The organism is Streptosporangium sp. G12, from assembly GCF_052983175.1.
In genome coordinates this window covers 210,883-236,653 of record NZ_JBRIQO010000004.1, presented here as the reverse complement: position 1 = coordinate 236,653, position 25,771 = coordinate 210,883, and the positions used below count along the sequence as shown (strand labels likewise).

The 25,771-nt window shown below is 71.9% G+C and carries 15 protein-coding genes; 4 read left to right on the top strand and 11 right to left on the bottom strand.

Annotated features, from left to right (window positions below; genetic code table 11):
* Positions 1–164 precede the first annotated feature (164 nt).
* Positions 165–2,042 carry a S9 family peptidase gene (locus ACVCAG_RS08100; protein WP_447189635.1) on the top strand — a complete coding sequence of 626 codons (1,878 nt, stop codon included), beginning with the start codon at positions 165–167 and terminating at the stop codon, positions 2,040–2,042.
* 126 nt (positions 2,043–2,168) lie between these two features.
* Here the strand turns inward: ACVCAG_RS08100 and rny are convergent, their stop codons facing one another.
* The 3 genes from rny to recA form a co-directional block, all read right to left on the bottom strand.
* On the bottom strand, positions 2,169–3,782 hold the full coding sequence (gene rny / locus ACVCAG_RS08095) for a ribonuclease Y (protein WP_440083071.1): 1,614 nt from the start codon (positions 3,780–3,782) through the stop codon (positions 2,169–2,171).
* 287 nt (positions 3,783–4,069) lie between these two features.
* The gene (recX, locus tag ACVCAG_RS08090) at positions 4,070–4,990 is read right to left on the bottom strand and encodes a recombination regulator RecX (RefSeq protein WP_447189634.1); all 921 of its coding nucleotides are present in this window, start codon (positions 4,988–4,990) and stop codon (positions 4,070–4,072) included.
* Positions 4,991–5,004: 14 nt separating this feature from the next.
* Positions 5,005–6,147: a recombinase RecA gene (gene recA, locus ACVCAG_RS08085; protein WP_440083069.1), complete on the bottom strand. Its 1,143-nt coding sequence runs from the start codon at positions 6,145–6,147 to the stop codon at positions 5,005–5,007.
* A 335-nt stretch (positions 6,148–6,482) separates the two neighbouring features.
* Here recA and ACVCAG_RS08080 point away from each other — a divergent pair, with 335 nt between their 5' ends.
* Complete coding sequence (locus tag ACVCAG_RS08080; RefSeq protein ID WP_440083068.1) at positions 6,483–6,761, top strand: hypothetical protein; 279 nt, start codon at positions 6,483–6,485, stop codon at positions 6,759–6,761.
* 82 nt (positions 6,762–6,843) lie between these two features.
* Here the strand turns inward: ACVCAG_RS08080 and ACVCAG_RS08075 are convergent, their stop codons facing one another.
* Both ACVCAG_RS08075 and ACVCAG_RS08070 read right to left on the bottom strand, forming a co-directional pair.
* Entirely contained in the window at positions 6,844–7,038 is a 195-nt protein-coding gene (locus ACVCAG_RS08075; protein WP_350972642.1) for a DUF3046 domain-containing protein, read from the bottom strand.
* Positions 7,039–7,273: 235 nt separating this feature from the next.
* Positions 7,274–7,762, bottom strand: a complete 489-nt coding sequence (locus ACVCAG_RS08070; RefSeq protein WP_440083067.1) for a VOC family protein — start codon at positions 7,760–7,762, stop codon at positions 7,274–7,276.
* A 305-nt stretch (positions 7,763–8,067) separates the two neighbouring features.
* On the opposite strand from ACVCAG_RS08070, the gene ACVCAG_RS08065 reads away from it, so the two are divergent.
* Positions 8,068–12,969 (top strand): ATP-dependent helicase, encoded by a 4,902-nt coding sequence (locus tag ACVCAG_RS08065; RefSeq protein WP_447189633.1) that lies wholly within the window; start codon positions 8,068–8,070, stop codon positions 12,967–12,969.
* Between the two features lie 133 nt (positions 12,970–13,102).
* Complete coding sequence (locus ACVCAG_RS08060; protein WP_447189632.1) at positions 13,103–13,252, top strand: hypothetical protein; 150 nt, start codon at positions 13,103–13,105, stop codon at positions 13,250–13,252.
* Positions 13,253–13,446: 194 nt separating this feature from the next.
* On the opposite strand, the gene ACVCAG_RS08055 is transcribed toward ACVCAG_RS08060, so the two are convergent.
* Genes ACVCAG_RS08055 through ACVCAG_RS08030 form a run of 6 tightly spaced genes read right to left on the bottom strand, consistent with a single transcriptional unit; the run spans position 13,447 to position 25,526 of the window.
* Positions 13,447–19,104 carry an amino acid adenylation domain-containing protein gene (locus ACVCAG_RS08055; RefSeq protein ID WP_447189631.1) on the bottom strand — a complete coding sequence of 1,886 codons (5,658 nt, stop codon included), beginning with the start codon at positions 19,102–19,104 and terminating at the stop codon, positions 13,447–13,449.
* The gene (locus ACVCAG_RS08050) at positions 19,101–20,363 is read right to left on the bottom strand and encodes a 2-oxo acid dehydrogenase subunit E2 (RefSeq protein WP_440083064.1); all 1,263 of its coding nucleotides are present in this window, start codon (positions 20,361–20,363) and stop codon (positions 19,101–19,103) included. The genes ACVCAG_RS08055 and ACVCAG_RS08050 overlap by 4 nt, the downstream gene beginning before the upstream one ends.
* Positions 20,356–21,339: a transketolase C-terminal domain-containing protein gene (locus tag ACVCAG_RS08045; protein ID WP_440083063.1), complete on the bottom strand. Its 984-nt coding sequence runs from the start codon at positions 21,337–21,339 to the stop codon at positions 20,356–20,358. Before ACVCAG_RS08045 ends, ACVCAG_RS08050 begins: the two co-directional genes overlap by 8 nt.
* On the bottom strand, positions 21,330–22,253 hold the full coding sequence (locus ACVCAG_RS08040) for a thiamine pyrophosphate-dependent dehydrogenase E1 component subunit alpha (RefSeq protein WP_440083062.1): 924 nt from the start codon (positions 22,251–22,253) through the stop codon (positions 21,330–21,332). The genes ACVCAG_RS08045 and ACVCAG_RS08040 overlap by 10 nt, the downstream gene beginning before the upstream one ends.
* Positions 22,246–24,072, bottom strand: coding sequence for a condensation domain-containing protein (locus ACVCAG_RS08035; protein ID WP_440083061.1), 1,827 nt, complete (start codon positions 24,070–24,072; stop codon positions 22,246–22,248). Before ACVCAG_RS08035 ends, ACVCAG_RS08040 begins: the two co-directional genes overlap by 8 nt.
* Complete coding sequence (locus ACVCAG_RS08030) at positions 24,072–25,526, bottom strand: AMP-binding protein (RefSeq protein ID WP_440083060.1); 1,455 nt, start codon at positions 25,524–25,526, stop codon at positions 24,072–24,074. The genes ACVCAG_RS08035 and ACVCAG_RS08030 overlap by 1 nt, the downstream gene beginning before the upstream one ends.
* Between the last annotated feature and the right edge of the window lie 245 nt (positions 25,527–25,771).

The following is a 25,771-nucleotide window of genomic DNA, read 5'->3' as shown; positions in this document are numbered from 1 at the left end:
GGTGAAAACATCCGCAGGGCGGCTTATGGCGGAGACCGGACCAACGGCCCTCACCTCATCATTCCCCCCGATCTCACGGCTCGCACGGTTCACCGGCGGCATATCTCGGGTGACGCGAGCGTGATACCGACGACACGCGGCGGGTTATCGGGCAGGATTGCGCCATGTCCCCCGAGCAGGTCGTCCTGCCGCACGCCACCTGGCCGTCGCCGGTCTCCACCTCCGACGTGGCCCGTTCCGGGCTGCGCCTCGGATACCCGACGGTGCTCGGCGAGGAGGTCTGGTGGACCGAGGACCGTCCCGCCGAGGGCGGGCGGACCACCATCGTGCACCGGAGCGCCGACGGTGCCCAGCGCGAGCTGCTGAGCGCACCGTGGAGCGCCAGGACCAGGGTCCACGAGTACGGCGGGCGGTCGTACGCGGTGGTGCCCGGCGAGGGCGTGGTGTTCGCCAACTTCGTCGACCAGCGCCTCTACCTGCTGCCCACCGGTGGCGAGCCCAGGCCGCTCACGCCGGAGCCCGAGGAGCCGACGGCCCTGCGCTACGCGGACCTGGTCCTTCACGACGGGCAGATCTGGTGCGTCAGGGAGCGCCACGACGGCGGCCGGGTGAGCCGGTCGATCGTGTCCATCCCGCTGTCCGGCGAGGGCGAGCCGCGCGAGCGGGCCGGCGGGCACGACTTCTACGCCTCCCCCGCCGTCTCCCCCGACGGCGAGCACCTGGCCTTCGTCTGCTGGGACCACCCCCGGATGCCGTGGAACGGCACCGAGCTGTGGATCTCCCGGCTCGCCGACGGCACGTCCTGGAAGGTCAAGGGCGGCGTCTCGGAATCGGTGCTCGCCCCGCGGTGGCGTGACGAGCAGCACCTCTATCTGGTCTCCGACTGGTCGGGCTGGTGGAACCTCTACCTGGTCGGGATACACGGCGCCTCGGCGAAGGCGCTCCACCCGGCGGAGCAGGAGTTCGCGGGGCCGCTGTGGCAGCTCGGCGCGGTGCCGTACGCGCCGATGGACGACGGGAGCCTCGCGGTCCTGCACGGGCGGGGCGACCTGCGACTGGGGGTCCTCGACCCGGACAGTGGCGTGCTGAGCGACCTGGACGTGCCCTACGACGGCTGGGAGGTGGTGCTGGCCACCGACGGGCGCGCCGTGGTCGGGATCGGTTACGGCCCCGCGCTGCCCCGGTCGATCGTCCGGATCGACACCGTGACCGGACGGGTGGAGGAGCTCCGCCGGGACGTCAACGAGCTGCCCGACCCCGGCTACCTGCCGCGCGCCAGGCCCGTGGAGTTCGAGAGCCGGTTCGGGCGCGAGGTGCACGCGTTCCTCTACCCCCCGTCCAACCCCGTGGCGCGCGGCGAGGGCCCCGCGCCGTACGTCGTGTTCGTGCACGGCGGGCCGACCGGGAACAGCGTCGGCGCGCTCGATATGGAGAAGACGTTCCTCACCAGCAGGGGCATCGGCGTGCTCGACGTCAACTACGGCGGCTCCACCGGCTACGGCCGCGTCTACCGCGAGCGGCTGCGCGGTCAGTGGGGCGTGGTCGACGTCGAGGACGCGATCGCCGCGGCCGAGTGGCTGGCCGCGGAAGGGCTGGGCGACCCGGCGCGGATCGCGATCCGGGGCGGTAGCGCGGGCGGCTGGACGGTCATGGCGGCCTGCTGCGCGTCCGACGCGTTCGCCGGAGGCGTCTCCTACTACGGCGTGAGCGGGCTCGCCAACTTCAGCGCGACCACCCACGACTTCGAGTCGCGCTACGTCGAGTGGCTGATCGGCCCGGAGGACCCCGCCCTGTACGCCTCGCGCGAACCCCTCGGCCGGGTGGCGGGGGTGAGCTGCCCCATGCTGCTCCTCCAGGGCCTGTCCGACCCGGTGGTCCCCCCGGCGCAGTCACAGGCCTTCGCCGACGCGCTCGCCGAACGCGGCGTTCCCTGCACCTACCTCACGTTCGAGGGGGAGGCCCACGGCTTCCGCCGCGCCGAGACCCGTAGCGCGGCCCTGGCCACAGAGCTCGCCTTCTACCAGCAGATCTTCCATTCCTGAGCGAGAGGTCAGGTGGACCGGCGGGTTGCCGGGCGGGTCGGCGAACCGGGCGGATCGACGTGCTCCCCCGGTTGGGCGGGGTCGGCGGGTTGGGCTGGTTGGCCGGGGTCGGCGGGTTGGGCGGGGTCAGCGGGCGAACTCGGTGGCCCGCGATTCGCGGACGACCGTGATGCGGATCTGGCCGGGGTAGGTGAGCTCCTCCTCGACCTGCTTGGCGACGTCGCGGGCGATCACCTGGGCCTGGATGTCGTCGACCGCGTCTGGCTTCACCATGACCCTGATCTCCCGGCCCGCCTGCATGGCGAAGACCTTCTCGACGCCCTCGTAGGAGGTGGCGATCTCCTCAAGGCGCTCCAGTCGCTTGACGTAGGCCTCCAGCGACTCGCGGCGGGCGCCGGGACGGCTGCCGCTGATCGCGTCGGCGGCCTGGGTGAGGACGGCCTCGACGGTCTTGACCTCGACCTCGTTGTGATGGGCCTCGATGGCGTGGACGACGTCCTCGTGCTCGCCGTATCGTCTGGCGATCTCGGCGCCGATGAGCGCGTGGCTGCCCTCGACCTCGTGGGTGAGGGCCTTGCCGATGTCGTGCAGGAGCGTGCAGCGCTTGAGCAGCGTCGTGTCGAGCCGCAGCTCGGCCGCCATGATGCCGGCGATGTGGGCCGATTCGATGAGGTGGCCGAGCACGTTCTGGCCGTAGGAGGTGCGGTAACGGAGCTGGCCGAGGAGGGTGACGAGTTCGGGATGCATGTCGGTGATGCCGAGTTCCACCAGGGCGTCCTCGCCCGCACGCACGCACAGCTCCTGAACCTCGGCCTTGCTGCGCTCGTGGGCCTCCTCGATGCGCTGCGGATGGATGCGGCCGTCGAGGACGAGCTTCTCCAGGGTGAGCCGCGCGGTCTCGCGGCGGACCGGGTCGAAACACGACAACAACACGGCTTCCGGCGTGTCGTCGATGATCAGATTGACGCCGGTGGTCGACTCGAAGGCCCGGATGTTGCGGCCCTCGCGGCCGATGATGCGCCCCTTCATCTCGTCACCGGGCAGGTGCAGGACGCTCACCACGGACTCGGCGGTCTGCTCGGTGGCCACCCGCTGGACCGCCAGCGTGACGATTTTGGTGGCGCGCTTCTCGCCCTCCTTGCGTGCCTCTCCCTCGATCTCCCTGATGATCAGCGCGGCCTCGCGCTTCGCCTGGTTCTCGATCTCCCTGACCAGCTCGGCCCTGGCCTGGTCGCTGGTGAACCCGGACACCCGTTCCAGGATGGTCTTGCGCTCCTCGGCGACCCGTTCGAGATCCTCGCGACGGTCGGCCAGCTCGGTCTCCGTCTCGGCGAGCTTGCGGGCCCGGTCGGCCTGGCGCCTGGCCTCCTCGTCGAGACGCTGCTCGCGCTCCGCCAGCCGGTTCTCCCTGCGTTCGAGGTCGGACCGGAGCTCCTTGAGCTCGTATTTCAGGATCTTGCCCTCGGCCTCGGCCTCCTTGCGCATCTCGGCCGCCGCCTCGATCGCCGCCTCCGACTTGCGCAGCAGCTCTCCGGCGTCGTCCTGGGCCTTCGCCCGGATGTCGGCGGCCTCGCGCCTGGCCTCCTCCAGCTGGGCCTGAACCTCGGCCTCCTGCTCAGGCGTGGGACCCTTCGGGCCCCCGGCTCCACCGACACGACGCAGCAACACGACCAGCACGGCTGTCATCACGGCGAGAGCCATAACCGCCACTACCAACATGACGACCACGACCGGATCCATGCGCGCCTCACCTTCCTCGCGTCGCAAATATCAGGCACACGAGGGGTCACACGCACGGCACGGAAAGCTCAAGAGACGGCACCGTCGGGACAGAAGTGAACCCAGAGGGGATCACCCACCGGCTGTTCCCGCCGGTCCGTCGTCCCGTCCTCATCCGCCAAGCCTGCTTGTCCGTATTACACCGCTATGACAATCCGCGCTGCGCGGAGTAACTCCTCACTGTCGTTGAGATTAAGCGTCAGAGAGGTAACGAGCAAGCAAAGACCCGCTGTCAAAGCTGCTTTGGACTAGTCGAGTGGATAGCCCTGATCCTCCGCGAATGGCGATGTTTCCGCCCCTTCGTCCTCCAGCACTTCACGGATCACGCGAAATGCCAGGCCGGGGCCGTATCCCTTGCGGGCGAGCATGCCGGCAAGCCTGCGGGTCCTGACCGCGGGCTCCAGACCCCGGGTCGAGGAGAGTTTGCGACGCACGAGGCGACGAGCGGTCTCCGCCTCCTCCTCGGGATCGAGCCGATCCACCGCTTCCTTCACGGTCTCCTCGTCCACCCCTCGGTGGCGGAGCTCCGAGGCGAGGGCCTTTCTGGCGAGACCCCGCCCGGCGTGACGCGAGCTCACCCATGCCGCGGCGAACGCCTCGTCGTCGATGAGCCCGACCTCGGAGAAGCGCTCCAGCACGGCGTCCGCCGCCTCCTGGGGCACCTCGCGCTTACGCAGCGCCTCCGCGAGCTGGGCCCGGGTGCGCGGCGCCATGGTCAGCAGCCGCAGGCAGATGCCCCGCGCAACCGCCTGCGGATCGGATCCGGCCCCCCGGCTCGCCCGAGACCCCTCGGCCGGCCCGTCGGACCCGTCACCTCCACCGGACCCGTCACGTCCACCGAACCTGCCGCGTGCGCCGGACCTGCCGGATCCGTAAATTCCGTCAGGTCCATCGGACCCGTCGGATCGGTCGGATCGGTCGGAAAGAAAGCCCGGGGTGGCGCTCCCGGACCGCCGCCCACGCCGTGAGGCACGTTTCTTCCGGCCTCGCGGCCCGTCACTCGCCGGGTCCGCGGCTTCCTCACGAAAGCCTCCCTCCGAGGCGGACGAACCGTGGTCGTGGTCGCGGCCGCGCCGGCCCGGTGAACCCTCCCGAGGTTCGTCGGGCCAGGCTCCCCAGTCTCTCGGCCCGGCCTCGCCGGCCGGACCGGAGTCAGGTCCCGTGGTCATCGATCAGCCCGGATTCAGGCGTCACCCGGCTTGGGGGCGGCGGCGGCCTTGGAACCGCGACCGGACGCGGCGGGAGCCGAAGCGGCAGCGGACGCGCGACCGGACGCGGCGGCAGGGGCCGAAGCCGCGGGGACGGGCGACGGGGCGGCCGGGCTGTCGACGCGCGGGCCGACGCCGAGCTTCTCCTTGATCTTCTTCTCGATCTCGTTCGCCATGTCCGGGTGGCTCTTGAGGAAGTTTCGCGCGTTCTCCTTGCCCTGACCGAGCTGGTCACCCTCGTAGGTGTACCAGGCGCCGGACTTGCGGACGAAGCCGTGCTCGACACCCATGTCGATCAGGCCGCCCTCGCGGGAGATGCCGACGCCGTAGAGGATGTCGAAGTCGGCCACGCGGAAGGGCGGGGCCATCTTGTTCTTGACGACCTTCACCCGGGTGCGGTTGCCGACCGCCTCGGTGCCGTCCTTCAGCGTCTCGATGCGGCGGATGTCGAGGCGGACCGAGGCGTAGAACTTCAGCGCCTTTCCACCGGTCGTGGTCTCGGGCGAGCCGAACATGACGCCGATCTTCTCACGGAGCTGGTTGATGAAGATCGCGGTGGTGCCGGTGTTGTTGAGCGCGCCGGCGACCTTGCGCAGCGCCTGGGACATCAGACGGGCCTGCAGGCCGACGTGGCTGTCGCCCATCTCGCCCTCGATCTCGGCCTTGGGCACCAGGGCCGCGACCGAGTCGATGACCAGCAGGTCGACGGCGCCGGACCGGATCAGCATGTCGGCGATCTCCAGCGCCTGCTCACCGGTGTCGGGCTGGGAGACGAGCAGCGCGTCGGTGTCGACGCCCAGCTTCTGGGCGTACTCCGGGTCGAGCGCGTGCTCGGCGTCGATGAACGCGGCGATGCCGCCACCACGCTGGGCGTTGGCCACCGCGTGCAGGGCGACCGTGGTCTTGCCCGAGGACTCGGGACCGTAGACCTCGACGATGCGGCCGCGCGGGAAGCCGCCGATGCCGAGGGCCACGTCGAGCGCGATGGAGCCGGTGGGAACCACCTCGATGGGCGCCCGGGTCTCGTCGCCCAGGCGCATGATCGAGCCCTTGCCGAACTGCCGCTCGATCTGAGCGAGTGCGGTCTCAAGCGCCTTCTCGCGGTCGTTAGCTGCCATGGGTGCCCCCTGAAGGGTCGCGGGTTGGATCGGTTGCCAGAAAGCTACGGGGTGCCGCCGACAATTTCGGGAGGGCACGCCAAGAGTGGTGGCTTGTTCAATATAGCCGAACGACTGTTCGATCGCCGCCCGTTGGCACCATACGTTGCGGGAGTCACGAACCGCCGCGGAGTCCCCCCGCGCACGACCAGGCACGGCCGGGCAGGCCGGCTGGCCACGGCTCCGGGAGGTGCGGACCCCATCCGGGAGGCGACATTTCCAAGAATTGCCCAGGACCTGTTGTAACCGGGTTGACCTGGAGTGATCCTGAGGGGAAACGACCCGAGGTGTCCGACGTGCCCAACACGTTCACGCAGCAACGTCTAGCCCATCTCGATTCCCTCGCCGCCGAGCTGCGACAACGAGGGCTGGCGAGCCGCACCCTCGGAGGCGCCGCCCCGGTGCTGTGGGTGTGGCATCCGGACAGCCGTCGGCAGACCATCGTCTTCGCCACCCCGGTCAGGGACGGCTGGCTGTTTCTGTGGGCACCGGACGGTGAGGAGAGCACCGACGATCCCGCGCGGGCGGCCGATTCGGTGGAGAAGCTCCTCGCCCCGCTCACGGAACCGTCCTGAGCGGGCCCTTAACGCTCTCCGGCTTCCGCTTACCGGGCCGCGTGTCTCCGGCCCGCTCACCGGGCCGCGTGCTTACCGGCTCTCAGCGAAGCCTGGGAGCGACGTCGGTCACCCCGCACACGGCGTGCCAGACCTCCTTGGCGCCGACCCCCTCGGCCAGCGCCTGGATCACGGTCCGGCCGCCGAGATCGGCGATGACGTAGTCGCGGGCCCACGACTCGGCGTACTGGTCGCCGAAGTGTGACTTCATCCGCTTCCAGAAATCCGATAGGCGCATGCCTCAAGTATGGATGCCCTCCGGCGTGCCGCGGCCCACCCCGGCGCGCCGCCGGGCCGCAAGGCGCCCGCGTCCCGCTCTCCCGGCCTTCGCCGGACGGGGACGAGCCGGAGACGGAGCGGACGAGACGGGGAAGGGCGGACGAGACGGGGACAGGCGGGAGGAGCGTCGCAGGCGAGGACGAGGACGAGGACGAGGGGGAAGGCGTGGGCGGCCGGAGGCGGGAGAGGGGTCGTCAGAGCACGCGGGAGCCGTACATCTCGCCGAGGGGGTCGGCGAGCAGTTCCAGGCGGGCCCCGTCGGGATCGGCGAAGTAGATCGACGCACCGCTCTCGACCTGGTGCGGAACGCCCGCCGCCTCCAGCTTGCCCCGCAGGCGCTCCCACGTGGAGGGATCGACGGAGATGGCGACGTGGTGGAGCCCGCCGAGGACCTCCTTGTAGGGGCCGAGCTCCAGACCGGGGAAGTCGAAGAAGGCGAGCAGGTTGCCGTTGCCGATGTCGAAGAAGAAGTGGTTGGACCCCCGGTAGTCGCGGTTCTCGAAGATCTCCGTCAGCGGGAACTCCAGAAGGTCCTGGTAGAACGCGATCGTCGTCTCGACGTCGGAGGAGATCAGCGCGAAGTGGTGCAGCCCCCTCGCGCTGCTCGGCGGGCGGTGCGCCCTGAGGTGTTCCGCCTTGATCCGCTCGCGCGTCGCCTCGATGGCCTGATGGTCGATGCTCACCGTTAGCTCACCACTCAATACGTCGTGTGTTCGTCAAAGCCATGTCCTCAACGGCAGGGAGCCAACCTATCCCGGACGTCACGTCATGGTGGCGAATGGTCACCGTCCCGGCGAACGCCGCGGATCCGCTCTCCCTAGGAGCTGCCGCAGCACCGACGAACCGTGCGTCCGCAGGTGATGCGCGGGCCACCTGCTCCCGTCCGCCGCCCGGTCGCCGGACGGGCGGTCACGGGTTCTGTCGGTGGGGCCGTGCAGTATGGGCGGTGAGCCGGTCGGTCGTCCGGACCGGGAGCTAGGGGGCGGCGATGAGCGAGACGGCGAGCGCGGGCGGGGCGCTCGATCACTTCACCCGGATGACCAGAGACTGGTTCACCGGGGCGTTCGCCGCGCCGACCGCCGCGCAGGAGGGGGCGTGGGCGGCGATCGCGCGGGGCGACAACACACTGGTGGTCGCACCCACCGGATCCGGCAAGACGCTGGCCGCCTTCCTGTGGTCGCTCGACCGGCTCGCCTCCTCCGCTCCCGGCTCCCCCCTGGACGCCGGATCCTCCGATACGGACCTGACGGCCGGTACGGGTGGCACCGGTGATACGGCCGGTACGAGCGCCCGGGGCGGGCGAGGGCGTTCGCGGGGGGACCGGGGGGACGGCGAGCCGGTGAGGCGGTGCCGGGTCCTGTACGTCTCGCCGCTCAAGGCCCTGGCGGTCGACGTCGAGCGCAACCTCCGGGCGCCGCTGGCCGGGCTGAGGCAGACCGCGCGGCGGCTCGGGCTCCCGGTGCCGGAGATCTCGGTGGCGATCCGGTCGGGTGACACCGCCCCCGAGGAGCGGCGGCGGTTCGCGACCCGGCCCTCCGACATCCTGATCACCACCCCCGAGTCGCTGTTCCTGCTGCTCACCAGCCAGGCCCGCGAGGCGTTGCGCGGCGTGGAGACGGTCATCGTCGACGAGGTGCACGCGGTGGCGGCCACCAAGCGCGGCGCGCACCTGGCCCTCAGCCTGGAGCGGCTCGACACCCTCCTGCCCCGGCCCGCCCAGCGGATCGGCCTGTCGGCGACCGTCCGGCCGGTGAGCGAGGTGGCCGCCTTCCTGGGCGGATCGCGCCCGGCGACCGTGGTCCAGCCGCCCTCGGACAAGGAGATCGAGGTCGAGGTGGTCGTCCCGATCGAGGACATGACCGAGCTCGACACGCCTCCCGCCCCGCCCGCCCCCGACGACGACCGCTGGCTGACCGAGACCCCGGCCAGGCGGTCGATCTGGCCGCACGTGGAGGAGCGGCTGTTCGAGCTGATCGGAGGCCACAGCTCCACGATCGTGTTCGCCAACTCCCGGCGACTGGCCGAGAGGCTGTGCACCCGCCTCAACGAGCTGGCGTGGGAGCGGCAGGAGACCGGCGAGGAGCCGGCCGGGCAGGACGCGGAGGAGGGAGCGGGGGCGGAGCCGGTGCACTGGGCCGAGGGGTTCCCCGTCCCCCCGGCCTCCCTCTCCACCCCGGCGGCGATGATGGCGCAGGCCGGGGCGGCCAAGGGGATCGCCCCGGAGATCGTGCGGGCCCACCACGGTTCGGTGTCGAAGGAGGAGCGCTCCCAGATCGAGGAGGCGCTCAAGTCCGGGCGGCTGCCCGCCGTGGTCGCGACCTCCAGCCTGGAGCTCGGCATCGACATGGGCGCGGTCGACCTGGTGGCCTGCGTCGGGGCGCCGCCGAGCGTGGCGAGCGGCCTGCAGCGGATCGGCCGGGCCGGGCACCAGGTGGGAGCGGTCTCACGTGGCGTGATCTTCCCCAAGTACCGGGGGGACCTGGTCCAGACGGCCGTGGTGGCCGAGCGGATGAGGAGCGGGGAGATCGAGGACCTGCGCTACCCGCGCAACCCTCTCGACGTGCTCGCCCAGCAGATCGTGGCGATGACCGCGCTGGACGAGTGGACGGTGGACGAGCTGGAGGAGGTCGTGCGGCGAGCGGCCCCCTACCGGACGCTGCCCAGGAGCGCGCTGGAGGCGACGCTCGACATGCTCGCCGGACGCTACCCGAGCGAGGAGTTCGCCGAGCTGCGGCCGCGCATCGTCTGGGACCGGGTGACCGGCACCCTGCGGGGCCGTCCCGGAGCCCAGCGGCTGGCGGTCACCAACGGCGGCACGATCCCCGACAGGGGGCTGTTCGGCGTGTTCCTGGTCGGGGAGAAGTCCTCCCGGGTGGGCGAGCTGGACGAGGAGATGGTCTACGAGTCGCGGGCCGGTGACGTGTTCGTGCTGGGCGCGACCTCCTGGCGGATCCAGGAGATCACGGCCGATCGGGTGCTGGTCACACCCGCCCCCGGCCAGCCGGGAAAGCTCCCCTTCTGGCACGGCGACACCGCCGGAAGACCGGCGGAGCTGGGCAGGGCCATCGGCGCGTTCCTCCGCGAGATGTCGGCGGCGGGCGCGGACGCCGAGACGGGAAGCGGGCGCACCCGAGACCCGGCGAGAAGGAACACGGGAGCGGAAGGCGCCGAAGCGGGAAACGGGACGGCGGAGAACGCGGGAGCGGGAAGCGCCGCGCGTGAGGAGGCCCTGGGGAGGATCAGGGCGGCGGGACTGGACGAGTACGCCGCCGCCAACCTGCTCTCCTACCTGGCCGAGCAGCGGCAGGCGACCGGCTACGTGCCGGACGACAGGACGCTGCTGGTCGAGCGGTTCCACGACGAGCTGGGCGACTGGCGGGTGGTGGTGCACTCCCCGTACGGGGCGCGGGTGCACGCCCCGTGGGCGCTGGCGATCGGGCGGCGGCTGCGGGAGCGCTACGGCGTCGACGTGCAGGCCCTGCACTCCGACGACGGGATCGTGCTGCGCATTCCCGACACGCTCTCCGACCCCCCGTCCGACGTCGCGGTCTTCGACGCGGACGAGATCGAGCGGATCGTCACCGAGGAGCTGGGCGGTTCGGCGCTGTTCGCGGCGCGGTTCCGCGAGTGCGCCGGGCGGTCCCTGCTGCTGCCGCGCCGCGTGCCGGGCAGGCGGTCGCCGCTCTGGCAGCAGCGGCAGCGCGCCTCGCACCTGCTGAGCGTGGCGGGCCGCTACGGGTCGTTCCCCGTGGTGCTGGAGACGATGCGAGAGTGTCTTCAGGACGTGTTCGACGTGCCGGGGCTGGTCCGGCTGATGCGCGACATCGAGGCGCGGCAGGTCCGGCTGGTGGAGGTCGAGACCGACAAGGCGTCGCCGTTCGCGGCGTCGCTGCTGTTCAACTACATCGGCGCGTTCATGTACGAGGGCGACGCCCCGCTGGCCGAGCGCCGCGCCCAGGCGCTCGCGCTCGACACGACCCTGCTGGCCGAGTTGCTGGGCCAGGCGGACCTGCGCGAGCTGCTCGACCTCGACGTGATCACCGACGCCGAGCGGGAGCTGGCCCGGCTGGACCGGCCGCTGCGCGACGCCGAGGACCTGGCCGACCTGCTCCGATCCCACGGCCCCCTGGTGGCCGAGGACGTCGGTGTGCGCGAGGGCGACCCGGCGTGGCTGACCGTGCTGGAGGGTTCCCGGCGGGCCATCAGGGTGCGGGTGGCGGGGCAGGAGCGGTGGGCGGCGATCGAGGACGCCGCCCGGCTGCGCGACGCGCTCGGCGTGCCGCTGCCCGTGGGGATTCCGCACGCGTTCCTCGAACCGGTCGACGATCCGCTGGGCGACCTGCTGGCCCGGCACGCCCGTACGCGCACCCCCTTCCTCGCGAGCACCGCCGCGGCCAGGTTCGGCCTCGGCCCCGCGGTCGTCACCGACGCGCTGCGCCGCCTGGCCGCCTCGGGGCGGCTGGTGAGCGGGGAGTTCCGGCCGGGTGGCCGGGGCGAGGAGTGGTGCGACGCGGGGGTGCTGCGGATGTTGCGCCGCAGGTCCCTGGCCAGGCTCCGCAAGGAGGTGGAGCCGGTCTCCCCGGAGACCCTGGCCGCCTTCGCACCCGCCTGGCACGGCATCACCGGCACCCCGCAGCGGGGCAGGCCGCCGATCGACGCGCTGGTGGGCGCGATCGAGCAGTTGCAGGGCGCGGCGGTGCCCGCGTCGGCGCTGGAGACGCTGATCCTGCCCTCGCGGGTGCCCGGATACGACCCGTCGTTCCTGGACGAGCTGACGGCCTCCGGCGAGGTGATCTGGGTGGGGCAGGGGTCCCTGCCGGGCGGCGACGGCTGGGTGTCGCTCTACTTCGCCGACACCGCGCCGCTGCTGATGCCCGGCCCCGCCGACATCACCCTGACGCCGGTGCACGAGGCGGTGCTGGAGATTCTGGGCGGCGGGGGCGCGCTGTTCTTCCGCGAGCTGGGCGGCCGGGCCGGCGCCCTCCTGGCCGGTGCCGTCCCGGACGACCGTGCCCTGTCCGCCGCCGTGTGGGACCTGGTGTGGTCGGGCCGGATCACCGGCGACACGCTGGCGCCGCTGCGGGCCGTCCTCGGGACGGGACGCCCCGCGCACCGCCCGGCCCCGACCCGGCGACGGCGGGCGGTGTTGCCGACCAGGAGCGGCCCGCCCACGGTGGGCGGGCGCTGGTGGGCACTGCCCGCCCTCGCGGAGGACTCCACCCAGCGCGCCCACGCCCAGGCCGAGGTGCTGCTGGAGCGGCACGGCGTGGTGACCAGGGGTGCGGTGACCGCCGAGCGGCCGCCGGGCGGTTTCGCCGCCGTCTACCAGGTGCTCCGCGCCTTCGAGGAGAGCGGCCGGTGCCGCAGGGGTTACTTCGTGGAGGGGCTGGGCGGTGCCCAGTTCGCCCTCCCCGGTGCCGTCGACCGGATGCGCGCCACGTCCCCCTCGCCCGCCCACCCGGACACGGCACCGGCGCCCGACCCGTGGAGCGCGCGGAAGCCGGAGAGGGCGGACGGGAACGCCCGGCGGGCGGTGGTGCTGGCGGCCGCCGACCCGGCCAGTCCGTACGGGGCGGCCCTGCCGTGGCCGGCCCATCCCGGGGAGGTGTCCCACAAGCCCGGCAGGAAGGCCGGTTCCCTGGTCGTGCTCGTCGACGGGCATCTGATCCTCTACGTCGAGCGCGGCGGCAAGACCCTGCTGTCCTTCTCCGGCGACGACCGCCTCCGGCCCGCCGTCGACGCCCTCGCGCTCGCCGTGCGCGACGGCGCGCTGGGCAAGCTGACCGTCGAGCGGGCGGACGGCACCGCCATCAACGACTCCCCCCTCGGCGCCGCCCTGGAGGCCGCCGGTTTCCACCCGACGCCGAGAGGGCTGCGCCTGCGGGCCTAGAGCGCCGTGACGCGTCGTCCGGTCCCGCCCGCGTCCGGCGCGTGTCCCGCGAGGCGGTTGCAGCCACCCACCACTGGTTCACAACCGGGGATTGGGAGATTGGCCACGTTGTTAGATCGAAAGGGGAAACAACATGGCCAAGACCAAGCCGGAGCTGTCCGCGCTGTCCGGGATCGGCACCGAGCTGGACGAGAGTCAGCTCGCGCAGGTCAACGGTGGCTACTACTGGGACTGGTACCACTGGGAGGACTTCGCTCCCGGTGGCTGGGCGTACCGCCCCTGACATCGCGCGCGTAGCCGGGCGGACGCGAGAAGCGTAGCCGGGCAGACGCGAGAGGACGGGGTGCGGCCACCGGCCGCGCCCCGTCCGCGCTTTTCCCACCTGTTCTTTCCAGGTCCTCCGGTTCTCCCGGTCCCGTCCGGGCGGATCGCCGGGAAGGGCCAGGGAGAACCGGTGTTCCGCCGGTCAGGGCGAGGTCACCTTCTGATCGAGATCACCTCGGCGACCGGCTCGTCACGCTCGCGTTCCTGACGCCTCTGGATGGCCTGGAAGCCGACCAGGTCGTCAGGGAGCGCGTCGGGGACGTCCATGTCGAACCTGGACAGCGTGCGGGTCCGCATCGCGACCAGCACCGTGACCGCGATGGCGACGGCGAACAGCGCGTACATCAGGCCGACGCCCCGGCCCTCGCCGGTGCCGAGCACGAGGCCGACCGTGTCGGCCAGCGGCCCCCCGGGAACCAGCAGCGGTTCGAACAGCTTGCTGCCGTACGGGGCGACCAGGCCGAAGCCGACCGGCAGGGTGGACCAGGCGATGAGCGTGTTGAGCGCGATGACACGGCCGTGGAAGCGCTGCGGCACCTTGACCTGGATGATCGTGGCGTAGACGCCGTTGAGCATGGTCAGCCAGAACGACATCCCGAAGGCGCCGACCGCGATCAGGACCAGGTTCTGCTGCAGGCCGGTGACCAGGCAGAAGAGGCTCAGGACGAGGGTGGAGAGCATGACGCCGCGCAGCCGGTGCCGTCGCGGGCCTCCCCAGACGGTCATGGTCAGGCCGCCGAGGAAGACACCCAGGCCACCGAAGAAGGAGATCCGGCCGACGTCCTCCAGCGTGGCGAAGCCCAGGACCAGCGGCGAGATGAGCAGGAACAGCGGGGACAGGAAGATGTTCAGCACCGCGAAGAAGAACAGCATGCCGCGGAAGCCCCGGTTGCCCCAGGAGAACTTCCAGCCCTCGACCATCTCGGCGACCAGCGACTCCCTGCGCTTCCAGGCCATGGTCTTCGGGAAGCGGACGAAGAGCAGCACCCCGATCGCGAAGACGTACGAGACGACGTCCAGGACGAGGATGCCCTCCAGCCCGATCACGGCCATCAGGCCGACCGCGGCCAGCGGGACGACCAGCTGGGCGGTACCGGTGACCATCTGGACCACGCCGTTGGCGTGGCCGAGGAAGCGCTTGGGGACCAGCTGCGGGATGGCGGAGTTGTAGGCGAGGCGCTGGAAGGTCAGCGCGACCGACAGCAGGACCAGGAGCGGGTAGATGTGCCAGATCTGCAGGTTGCCGGTCCACAGCAGGACGCCCAGCGCCAGCTGGGTGCCGAACGCGCCGATGTCTCCGGCGAGCATGACCCTGCGCCGGTCGTGGCGGTCGACGAGGGCACCGGCCAGGGGGGACACCAGCATGCCGGGGACCAGCGCGAGGACGGAGAACAGGGCCATCATGGGGAGCGAGCCGGTGGTGATGTAGATCCACAGCGGGATGGCGAACTCGGTCAGCGACGACCCGACGATCGAGACGAGCTGTCCGGCCGCCACGGTGGCGAACCGCTTCATGCTGGGCGGCGGACCGGAGCGCGCCGGGGGGTCCGTCGCGACCGGCTGTCCCGTCCCCGGTGGGGCCCCGCCCGTGCCGGGGCCGGGAAGAGCGGGCGCGGACGTCCCCTGACCGGTGGAAGCGGACGCGGTCGGTCCCGCACCGATGAGCGCCGGTGCCGTCGTCGCCGGGGCGATCTCCGTGAGGGCGTCCTGGGTGGAGACGCCGCCGAGCCACCAGGTGGACCGGTCGGTACGGGCCAGCTTCGCCGTGTCGCCGGAGGCGATGGCCCGGTGGGTGCCGGTGACGACGGCGGCGAGCTCCTCCGCCCGATATTTCAGGAAAAAGTGCCCGGCCTCGTCGAGGACGACCACGGCCGTGGAGTCGCTCAGGAGATGCCACTCTCGGTAGCGCTCCTGGTGGAACTCGGTGACCGGGTCGCGGTCGCCCACCACCGAGATGATCGGCGCCCCGAGCGGCTCGACGCCCTCCTCGAAGAGGCGGGTGAAGTAGCGTTCCGCCTCCCTGGTGCCCTTGCGACGGTTGTCGATCACCAGTTTGAGCTGGTCGGGCTCCAGGTCGTCCACTTCGAGACCCGCGGCCCGCAGGGCGTTGGCCCAGATCTGGTCGCTGCGCAGGCGGTCGGTCAGGTTCGACAGCTTGGCCAGCACCGAGGCGGGACGGGCGAAGGGGAAGACACCGCCGAAGTAGAGAGCCTCGATCGGGCGGCCCATCTCCTCCAGGCGGCGGGCGATCTCCACGATCAGCATGACGCCGAGCCCGCAGTGCCCGTACAGCGCGAGCGGGCCGCGGACCTCCTTGAGGATCTCCTCCACGCAGTCCCGCGCGACCTCCCCCACCGGCCGGGTCGCCTCGATCAGCCCCATCTCCTGGCCGGGGACGGCGACCGCGTGCAGCGCCCAGTTCTGCGGCAGCGCGTCGGCCAGCGGCTGGTAGATGGCCGCGCTGCCGCCGCCGTACGGCACGCAGACCAGGGTCGAGGTGGCCGCGCGGGGCGGGGTGAGCCGGTGCAGGAGCATCCGCGGGCCGTCGTCGGCCGTCTCGGCGAGCCGCGCCAGCTCGCGGACGGTCCGGTGCTTGAACAGGTCCAGGATCGTGACCTGGCGCCCGCCTTCGGGAATGGCTTTCCGAAGGCGGGCGACCACCTGCGCGGCGAGCAGCGAATGACCACCCAGGTCGAAGAAGTCGTCCAGCACACCGACCTGGACCAGTCCGAGCACCTTCGCCCACACCGCCGCGATCGCCTCTTCGAGGGGCGTCTCCGGCGGGACGAATCCGGCTTCCTGGTCGGGTCGCGCCTCGTCGGGTTCGGGCAGCCTGGCCCGGTCGACCTTGCCGTGCGACTTCAGGGGCAGCTCGTCCAGCCAGACGAACCGCCCGGGGATCATGTACTCGGGAAGCCGCTCGCCCAGCCGCGTCCGCAGCTCGCTGACGCTGATCTGCTCCCCGCCCACCTCGCCGACCACGTACGCGACCAGCCGGTCCGCGCGCAGCTCGACGACGGCGTGCGCGATCCCCGGCTCGCCGGCGAGCACCGACTCGATCTCCGACAGCTCCACCCGGTAGCCCCTGACCTTGACCTGCAGGTCGCGGCGGCCGAGGAAGCACAGGTCGCCGGAGGGCAGCCAGCGGCCGAGGTCGCCGGTCCGGTACATGCGGGCGCCGGGCCCGCCGTACGGGTCGGGCAGGAACCTCTCGGCCGTCAGGCCGGGGCGTCCGAGGTATCCGCGGGCGAGCCGGTCGCCGCCGAGGTAGATCTCGCCGGTCATGCCGGGCGGGACCAGCCGCAGGTGCTCGTCGAGCACGTAGACCCCGGCGCCGGGCAGCGGCCTGCCGATCGGCAGGTTCAGCGCCCGCTCGTGCTCGCCGGTGACGGCGTGGGTGGAGATGCCGACCGTGGCCTCGGTGGGGCCGTAGTGGTTGACCACCGTGGTGTGCGCGGTCAGCTCGCGCGCCCAGCTCCACCTGGAGGCCTCGCCGCCGAGGACGAGGAGTTTGCGCGGGAGCAGCTCGGCGGGGTCGTCGACCGCGGCGAGCAGCGAGGCGAGGTGGGAGGGGGTCATCTTCAGGTAGTCGGTGCCCCTCAGCAGCCCGGCGAGCTCCTCGGCGGGGGCCTGGGGGTCGGCCAGGTGCAGCTCTCCGCCGGTCATGAGCGACAGGTAGAAGATAGTCACCCCGAAGTCGAACGAGAGCGACTGCAGCAGCGTGTAGACCGCGCCGGGTTCGACCTCGAAGCGCTCCCTGACCCCGGCGAGGTAGTTGAGCACCTGCCGGTGCTGCACCCCGACGCCCTTCGGCCGCCCGGTGGTGCCCGAGGTGTAGATCACGTACGCGAGGTGGCCGGGCGAGACCTCCGGGGGCTCGAACCCGGTCTCGTCCAGCGCCTCGGAGTCCAGGCAGATCACCGGGGCGCCGGGGACGTCGGGGAGCAGGTCGCGCAGCGCGGAGGTGGTCAGGACGGCGACGGCCCCGGCGTCGGCGAGCATGTACGCCAGCCGGTCGCGGGGCTGCTTGGGATCGAGGGGCACGTAGGCGCCACCGGCCTTCAGCACGCCGATGACGGCCGCCGCCAGGTCGGTGGACTGTTCGAGGAAGACGCCCACCCTGGTGTCGGGGCCCACGCCGTGACGGTTCCTCAGCAGGGCGGCGATCCCGGTGGAGCGCTCGTCGAGCTCGGCGTACGTCAGCGAGCCGCCGCCCGCCGCGGACGCCGTCCCCGAACCGCCGCGCGCCGCGGACGCCTTCCGCGGACCGGAGACGCCGCGCGCCGCGGGCACCGTGCCCGGGGCGGGCGAGCCCTCGTGGACCACGGCCGTCGCGCCGGGGGTGAGCGCGGCCTGCGCGGTGACGAGGTCGTGCAGCAGGTCGTGGCCGGACGGCCGCAGGGTGGGTCCCGAGCCGAAGCCCAGGACCAGGTCCCGCTCGTCGTCGGAGAGCAGCGACAGCTCTCCCACCCGCGTGTCCGGGTCCGCCACGATCGAGCGCAGCAGCGTCTCGAAGCGCGCCGCCAGCAGCTCGACGGTCTCCGGGTCGAACAGCGCGGTGCCGTAGGCGATGTGGCCGACCAGCCCGCCGTCGGGGCTCTCGAACAGGTAGAGGCCGAGGTCGAAGCGGGTGGTCCTGGCCGGGAGCGTGAGGTAGGAGACGCGCCCGTCCTCCTCGCCCGCCTTGAAGTTCTGCAGCGCGAAGGTGACCTGCGCGAGCGGCGACCGGCTCACGTCGCGGACCACGTTCAGCTCGTTGACCAGCTGGTCGAACGGGAGCTCCTGGTGCGCGTAGGCGTCCAGCGCGGTCTCGCGCGTCCGGGTCAGGAAGGTGGTGAACGACGGGTCGTCGGCCAGGTCGGCGCGCATGACCAGGGTGTTGACGAACATGCCGACGACCCCGTCCAGCTCGGGCAGCCCGCGCCCGGCGACCGGGGAGCCGACCGCGAAGTCCGTCTGCCCCGAGTAGCGGGCCAGCAGGACCTGGAAGGCGGCGAGCAGCGTCATGTACGGCGTGGCACCGGCCGCGGCGCCCAGCTCGGCGAGCCGCCGGGTGAGGTCGGCGTCCACCCGGACGTCGAGGGCGGCTCCCTCGTGGCGCTGCTCGGCGGGGCGCGGCCGGTCGGTGGGCAGCTCGATGGCGGGCAGCCCGGCGAGCCGGTCGCGCCAGTGGTCGATCTCGCGGCGGTGGTCGCGGCCCCGCTGCCAGAGGGCGTAGTCGCCGTAGCCGACCGGCGCGGGCGGCGGGGTCCCGCCGTCGTGCAGGGCGAGCAGCTCGCGGATGAGCAGGTCGCTGGACCAGCCGTCGATGACGGTGTGGTGGGCGGCGATGAGGAGGACGTGGTCGTCGGGCGCGATCCTGACCAGCACGGTGCGGAGGAGCGGGCCGCGCTCCAGGTCGAACGGGACGGCGAGGTCGGCGTCGAGCAGCTCGATCGCGGCGTCCACGTCGTCCGCCTCGGCGACGCGCAGCGCGGCGGGCCCCGGTTCGTCGATGACCAGCTCGGGGGTGCCGTCGTCGGTGGTGAGGAACCGCGTCCGCAGGGCCTCGTGACGCGCGACGATCTCGTCCAGCGCCCGGCGCAGCGCGTCGGCGTCCAGGTCCCCGCGCAGGCGCACCGCGACGGGGACGGTGTAGGTGGTGGTGCCCGGCCGGTACTGCTCGAGGAACCACAGGCGTTCCTGGGCGTGGGACAGGGGCGGGACGGTTCCGGGGGCGCGGCGGGCGACGGCGGCCCGCGCCGCTCCCCTGCTCTTCAGCCGCCTGGCGAGCAGCGCCTTCTTGGCGTCCGACAGCGTTGTCTCGGTCACGCTTGTAACTCCGTCCGGAGGGCCGCGAGGAAGAGCGCGGCGTCCCTGCCGTTGATCAGCCGATGGTCGTAGGCGAGGCCGATGTTGGCGACGGTCCTCGAGGTCACCGTGCCGTCCTCGGCGAGTGTCAGTTCGGGCTGCGGCGAGGTGATCGCGAGAGCGCAGACCGTCCCGGGGAAGATGAGGGGGATCGCGAGGATGACGTCGGCGTCGGTGTGCAGGGTGACGGCGATGTTGGCACCGGTGAGGTCCTTCTCGCGGAAGTCGCCCTCGGTGGCGGCGAGCCGGTAGCGCATGAGCGCGTCGGCGATGGCCTTGAGCGAGCCGGTGTCGTGGACGACCGGCACGTACAGGCCCTCGCCCATGTCGAACGTGACGCCGACGCGCGGGGCGTCGGCCGGATGCGCCCGGTCCCCGTCGAGCGAGGCGAAGAACAGCGGGAACGCGGGGTGCAGCGCGGCCACGGCCTGGACGAACAGCTCCGCCAGGCCGACCGGCCTGCGCACCTCCCTGCTCAGCCCCCTGGCCCGCTCCAGCAGCGGGCCCACCTCGAACCTCACGACGGTGTACGCGGCGGGGATGGTGCCGTGCGAGGTGGTGACGGCGCGCGCGACGGCCCGCTGTACCCGCGAGAGGCGGTGCGCCCCCGCGTTCACGACCGGTTCCGGCACGTCCTCCAGCACGTCTCCCGGCACGACTTCCCGCATGGCCTGCCGCGTGTCCTGCGGCGCGCCCTCCCTCACGTCCTCGCGCACGTCTTCACGCACGTCGGAGGCCGTCTGTCCGGTACGGCGGGAGGCCACGGCCTCCACGTCGGCCCTGCGGATGACGGCCAGTCCCAGGGACGCGACCTCGGCGTGGGAGACACCGAGCTCCTCCATGGCGGCGCGGGCGGGAGCGGTGACGACCGGCTCCGCCACCGGCGCGTCCTCCTGCCCCACCGCGTCCGCGGAGGCCACGACCTCGGGCGCGTCATCGGGCACGGAGGCGGGCCCAGGGGCGGGCACAGAGGCGGACTGCGGGGCCGCCTCGGCGGTGACGCGGGCGAGGAGCGCGCCGGGAGCGATCCAGGTGCCGAGGGCGGCGGCGTGGTGCAGGTAGCCGGTCTCCTCCGCCTCCAGCTCGTCGGCCGCCTTGGAGGTCTCCAGGACGGCGATCGGCTCCCCGGCGATGACGGGCTTGCCGTTCCCCACCAGCCACTCGACGATCAGGTACTCGGTGTCGTTGTTGTTGAGCTTGGGGACGTGGATGTCAGCCACGCAGGGCCTCCCGTACGGCGTGGTGGATCGTGGACTCCCCGACCAGGACCTCGTTCTCCAGGTGAGCGGCGGTGGGGATGACGGAGGCTCGCGAGTGGACGAGGCGGACGGGTCCGCGCAGGCGACCCCAGAGGCGGGCGTGCAGCAGGTGGGCGACCTCGCTGCCCCAGGTGCCCCCGGCGGTGCTCTCCTCCGCGACCAGGACGACGTCCCCGAGGTGGGGCAGGAGCGCGTCGGCGTCCAGCGGGTAGAGCCGGGAGGGGACCAGCAGCCGGACCGAGATCTCCTCCTCCATCATCAGGGAGCGCATCGCGCCCAGCACCCGGTGGACCATCCCGCCGGGAGCGATGACCACGCAGTCGGGGCGGCCGCCCGCGTCGCGGACGTCCACCACCGCCAGGTCCCCGTCGCGGCTCATCAGGAACAGCGGGTCCACCCGCTCCATCTGCCGGGTGTAGAGGACCTTGTCCTCGAAGAACACGCACGGCTCGCCCCGTTCCAGCATCGCCGCGAACGCCGCGCGGTTGTCGTGGAAGGGGGACATCTCGTACAGCGACAGTCCCGGCATGCCGACGAAGTGCTTCTGCAGGCTCTGGCTGTGCGTGGGACCGTAGCCCCGGCCGCCACCGGTCGGGCAGCGCACCACCATCCGCAGCGGCAGCCGCCTGCCGTACATCGACACCGACTTGCTCGCGAAATTGCAGAGCTGGTCGAAGGCGAGCGCCACGAAGTCGCCGAACATGATCTCGGCCACGGCCGTGTTGCCGGTGAGCGCCAGTCCCGCCGCGACGCCGGTCAGCGCGCCCTCGCTGATCGGGGTGCCGATCACGCGCTCGGGAAAGCGGGTGGACAGCCCCTTGGTGACCTTGAAGGCGCCACCGTACGGGTCGAGGATGTCCTCGCCGAGCACGTAGGCGGTGGGATCGTCGTCCAGCAGCCCGTGCAGGGCGGCGTTGAGGTTCTCCGCTACGCGCACGATCCCTCCCATCGGGAGGGCGGGCGCGCGGCCACCTCGTCGGCGACGGCCTCGACCTCGGCCTTGACGACGCCGTCGAACCGGTGGAAGTGCTCGGGATGGTCGTGGGCGTAGCGGGCGTACCAGTCGTTGTCCCTGGCGGCCCGTACGACGTCGGCCGGGCGGATGTCGTCGCCCTTGCTGTGCGGCCCGAGGCGGTGGGTGACGAACTCGACCACCAGCGGCTGCCCCTCGCGCACCCGCGCGATCTCGCGTTCCAGCGAGAGGCGGATCTCGTTGACGTCGGTGGAGGGGACCAGCCGGTGCGGGATGCCGAAGGCCGCCGCCCGGCCGGCCACCGTGCCGGCCATCTGCGCGGTGGTCGGGGTGGACTGGGCGATGCCGTTGTTCTCCACCACGACGAGCAGCGGGAGCTTCCAGAGGGCGGCGAGGTTCAGCGCCTCGTAGACCGCGCCCTCGCCCCAGGTGCCGTCGCCGATGTGCACGCAGGCCAGGGTGCCGGGCTCGGAGCGCTTGAGGTGGAGCGCGACCCCGGCGGCGACCGGCATGCTCTCGCCCTGCACGCCGGTGGACATGTAGCGGTCGCGGTGGATGTGCTGGCTGCCGCCGACGCCTCCGCAGACCGCGCCCTCCCTGCCCATGATCTCGGCGAGCAGGCCGTGGGGGTCGCGGAACCTGGCCAGGTAGTGACCGTGTCCCCGGTGGTTGCTGAAGACGTGGTCGGCCGGGCCGAGCAGGGACCGCAGCGCGACCGGGACGTACTCCTGGCCCAGGCAGGTGTGCGTGGTGCCGTTGAGGTCGCCTCTGCCGTACAGCTCCAGGAGCTTGAGCTCGAAGTGCCTGACCAGGAGCAGAAGCTTCAGGTCGTCGTCGGTGAGGGGGGAGAGACGGAGCCCGTCGAGGGTCTCAGTCATCGCCGAGTGAATCTACGATCCCGGCGATCGTCGGGTTGTCGAAGAAGGCGTCCAGGGAGACCTCGATGTCCAGGCGCTTGCGCATGCGGGCGATGATCTGCGTGATGGTCAGGGAGTGGCCACCCAGATCGAAGATGTCGTCGTCGTCGGCGATCGGTGAGATGCCCAGTACTTCCTCCCAGATCTCGCGCACCTGGTCGGTCAGCGTGGTGACGGAACCCATCTCGTTCTCCAGAATTTCGTGCAGTGACAGGTCAGGGTCATGCATGGCGCGTTCCAGAAGGAGACGCAGGTCGTCGGCGAACCGGTCGGCGTCGGGCACCGTCTCGGGGTCGTGACGCAGGCTGATCCGCAGCCCGCCGGGGCCGTCCACGCACTGCAGGTGCAGCGCGCCGCGTACCGCGTGGTTGAAGACGGTCCACTCCACCGACGTGTCGAGCCCGGCGAACACCGGGTCCGCGTCGCGGCGGGTGCGGTAGCTGACGGAGACGGGGACCAGCGCGGCGTGCGGACGGAGGCGGGGCATCGCCCGGGAGAGCGGCACCTGGCGGAACCGGTAGACCTCCCGCAGCTCGGCGCGCAGGGCGGTGGCGAACTCACGGAAGGTCGCCTCCGGGGACGGGCTGGAGGCGACCGGGAGTTCGTTGACGAACAGGCCGATGTGGCCGGCGGCCTCGGGGGGCCGGGTGGACAGGTCGACGGCGGTGGTCACCGCGGTGTTGCCGTAGCCGAGGAGCAGGGTGTGCAGCGCGGCGAGCAGCACCTCGAACCGGGTCAGGCCGGGGGTCTGCGTGCCCGAAGAGGGGGCGGAAGACGGACCGGACGCGGAAAGGGAATCCGAAGACGGAACGGACGCGGAGGAGGAGCCCGAAGACGGAACGGACGCGGAGGAGGAGCCCGAAGACGGAACGGAGGACGGGCGGGGCGTGATCGACGGATCGACGGTGAACCGCAGCACCCGGCCCTCGCCCGCCCGCCGGGATCGCAGCGCGCGGCCGAGTACGACGGTCTCGCCCGGATCGCGCCAGCGGGGCTTCCAGAACTCCCGCGCGCCGGGAAGCAGGGCGGCCACCCGCTCGCGCTCGGCCCGGCCGTGGTCGATCGCGGGCAGCGGGGGCGGCGGCTCGCCGTTGTAGAAGGCGGCCAGGTCGCGCACCAGGATGTCCTTCGACTGGCCGTCGAAGATCAGGTGGTGGGCGACGAAGAGGAGCAGGTGCCGCCCGGGACCGATCCCGAACAGGGTGAACCTGGCCAGCGGGCCCTTCTCCAGGTCGAACTCGCGCAGGATCTCCTCCCGCACCGCCGCCCGCACGGCCCGTCCGTACCGCTCGCCGCTCTCACCGCCCTCGGCGTTCCCGCGGTTCCCGCGGTTCTCGGCGTTCTCGGCGTTCTCGGTGTTCTCGGACGACGGATCCGGCGCGTCCGGCGCGTCCGGCGGGGAACCACCGGTGACGGCGTCGGGGTCGGCAGAGCCGGAAGAGATCACCGCCTCGCGTACGGGAACCCCGGCTCCGGGCACCAGCCGCAGCTCGTTGTCCACCTCCGCCACCACGCTGCCCAGCATCGGGTGGCGTGCGACCACCGCCGCGCAGGCCGCCAGGAGCGCGCCGGTGTCCAGGTCGCCGCGCAGATGGACGAGCATCGGCATGTGATAGGCGGCGCCCCCGCCCACGGTCTGCTCGGTCACCCACATCCCCTGCTGGGTGAACGTCACCTCCGGCAGGCCCGCGGGCGCGGGCTCGGACGCGCTCGCGGGCCCAGGCCCGGACGTGCTTTCCCGCGGCGGCCCGGAGGTGTTCTCGGACGGGACCCCGGCCATCACGCGCCCTCCATCGTCCGGCGCAGGGCCTTCTTGTCGACCTTGCCGCCGGCGTTGCGCGGCAGGGCGTCGACCGTGATGACGTGCGCGGGCAGTTCGTGCGGGGCCAGGCGGTCCTTGAGGAAGATCCGCAGGTCCTCGGGGGTGAGGGGTTCCCTGGTGGCGAGGGCCACGGTGACGACGGTTCCGAGCACGGGGTGCGGAACCCCGAACGCGGCGGCCTCGATCACGGCCGGATGCCGGTAGACGACCTCCTCGACGTGGATCGTGGAGACCTTGAAGGCCCCTGACTTCACCACGTCGCTCTCACGGTCGACGAGATAGAGGTAGCCGTCGGCGTCGATGTAGCCGAGGTCGCCCATCCGCACCCAGCCGTCGCGGAAGGTCCCGCTGTCGGGGTCGCCGTAGTAGGCGCGCGGCGCCGCGGGGGATCGCATCCAGACCTCCCCGGTCTCCCCCGGCGCCAGCGGCTCCCCCTCCGCGGTGGCGATCCTGACCCGTCCCCCGGCGATGGCGCGGCCGACGCTTCCCGGCCGGTCCGGGTCGAACATCATGATCGTCTGAGCCGGGGCGGCCTCGGTCGAGGTGTAGTAGTTGGTGATCGTCGCGTTGGGGAAGGCCGTGGTCAGCGCCTGGGCGACGGCCGAGGGCAGCGGCGCGGCGGCCGAGCCGAGCAGCAGCACGCTGGACAGGTCGTGCCGTTCGGCCACCCCCGCGTTGATCAGCTCGATGGCCATCGCGGGGACCAGGAAGACCGTCCCCGCGCGGTAGGACTCGATCAGCGAGGCGAAGCGGGCCGGGGTGAAGCGCGGCAGCGTCACGACGGCCGGCTGGGCGTCGAGCGCGTTGATCAGCATCGCCTGCCCGGCGTTGGTCCCGATCGGGAAGGCGTGGACGAGGTGCCTGGAGTGCGCGAACGGGCGGCGCTTGCCACCGCAGCCGTAGGCCAGATTGGCATGGGTCGCCGAGACGCCCTTCGGACGGCCGGTCGTACCGGAGGTGTAGAGGATCTGGGCGAGATCCCCGGGCTCCGGAGGCGCGATATCGGCCTTCTCATAGGACGTTTCGACGTTCAGGCCGTCGACCGTGGCGCTCCAGCCGATCTCGGGCACGGCGAGGCCCGTGGCGTGGACGACGCCGGTCGCCCGGCAGTTCTCCAGCATGAAGCGCAGGTCGTCGAGGGTGAGGCGGTCGGAGAGCGGTACGGCCACCGCTCCGGCCGCCAGGACCCCGCAGAACGCCACGGCGTAGTCGGCCCAGTCCGCGGCCCCGAACACGAGGCCCACCCGGTCGCCCCGGACGACACCTCGCGTGACCAGGCTGTTCGCGAGCGCGGTGGAGCGCTCGTGCCACTGGCGGTAGGTGAGCTGAGCCGAGCCGTGCACGATCAGCGCGACCCCGTCGGGGTCGGTGAGGGCCCGGTCTCCGAGCAGCTGGGGGACGGTCAGGTTCACCAAGTGAACCTCCCACTAAAGATCGGATGTATATGCACTCGGTGTGTGCGGGCACCGGGGGCACTACAGGAAAGAATCTTTACTATTTAAAATCGAGCGTCAGTCTTACATGATCGTAAGGGGTGCGCAAGACTTTGGGGAGAGGTTCACAGAGGCAACAAAAACCACACGAAAGTGACCCTTGCGCCCTTGGGGCGAAGGTGTAACACTGACGACCGCAGAACTAACTGAAAGGTTTCTTTCCA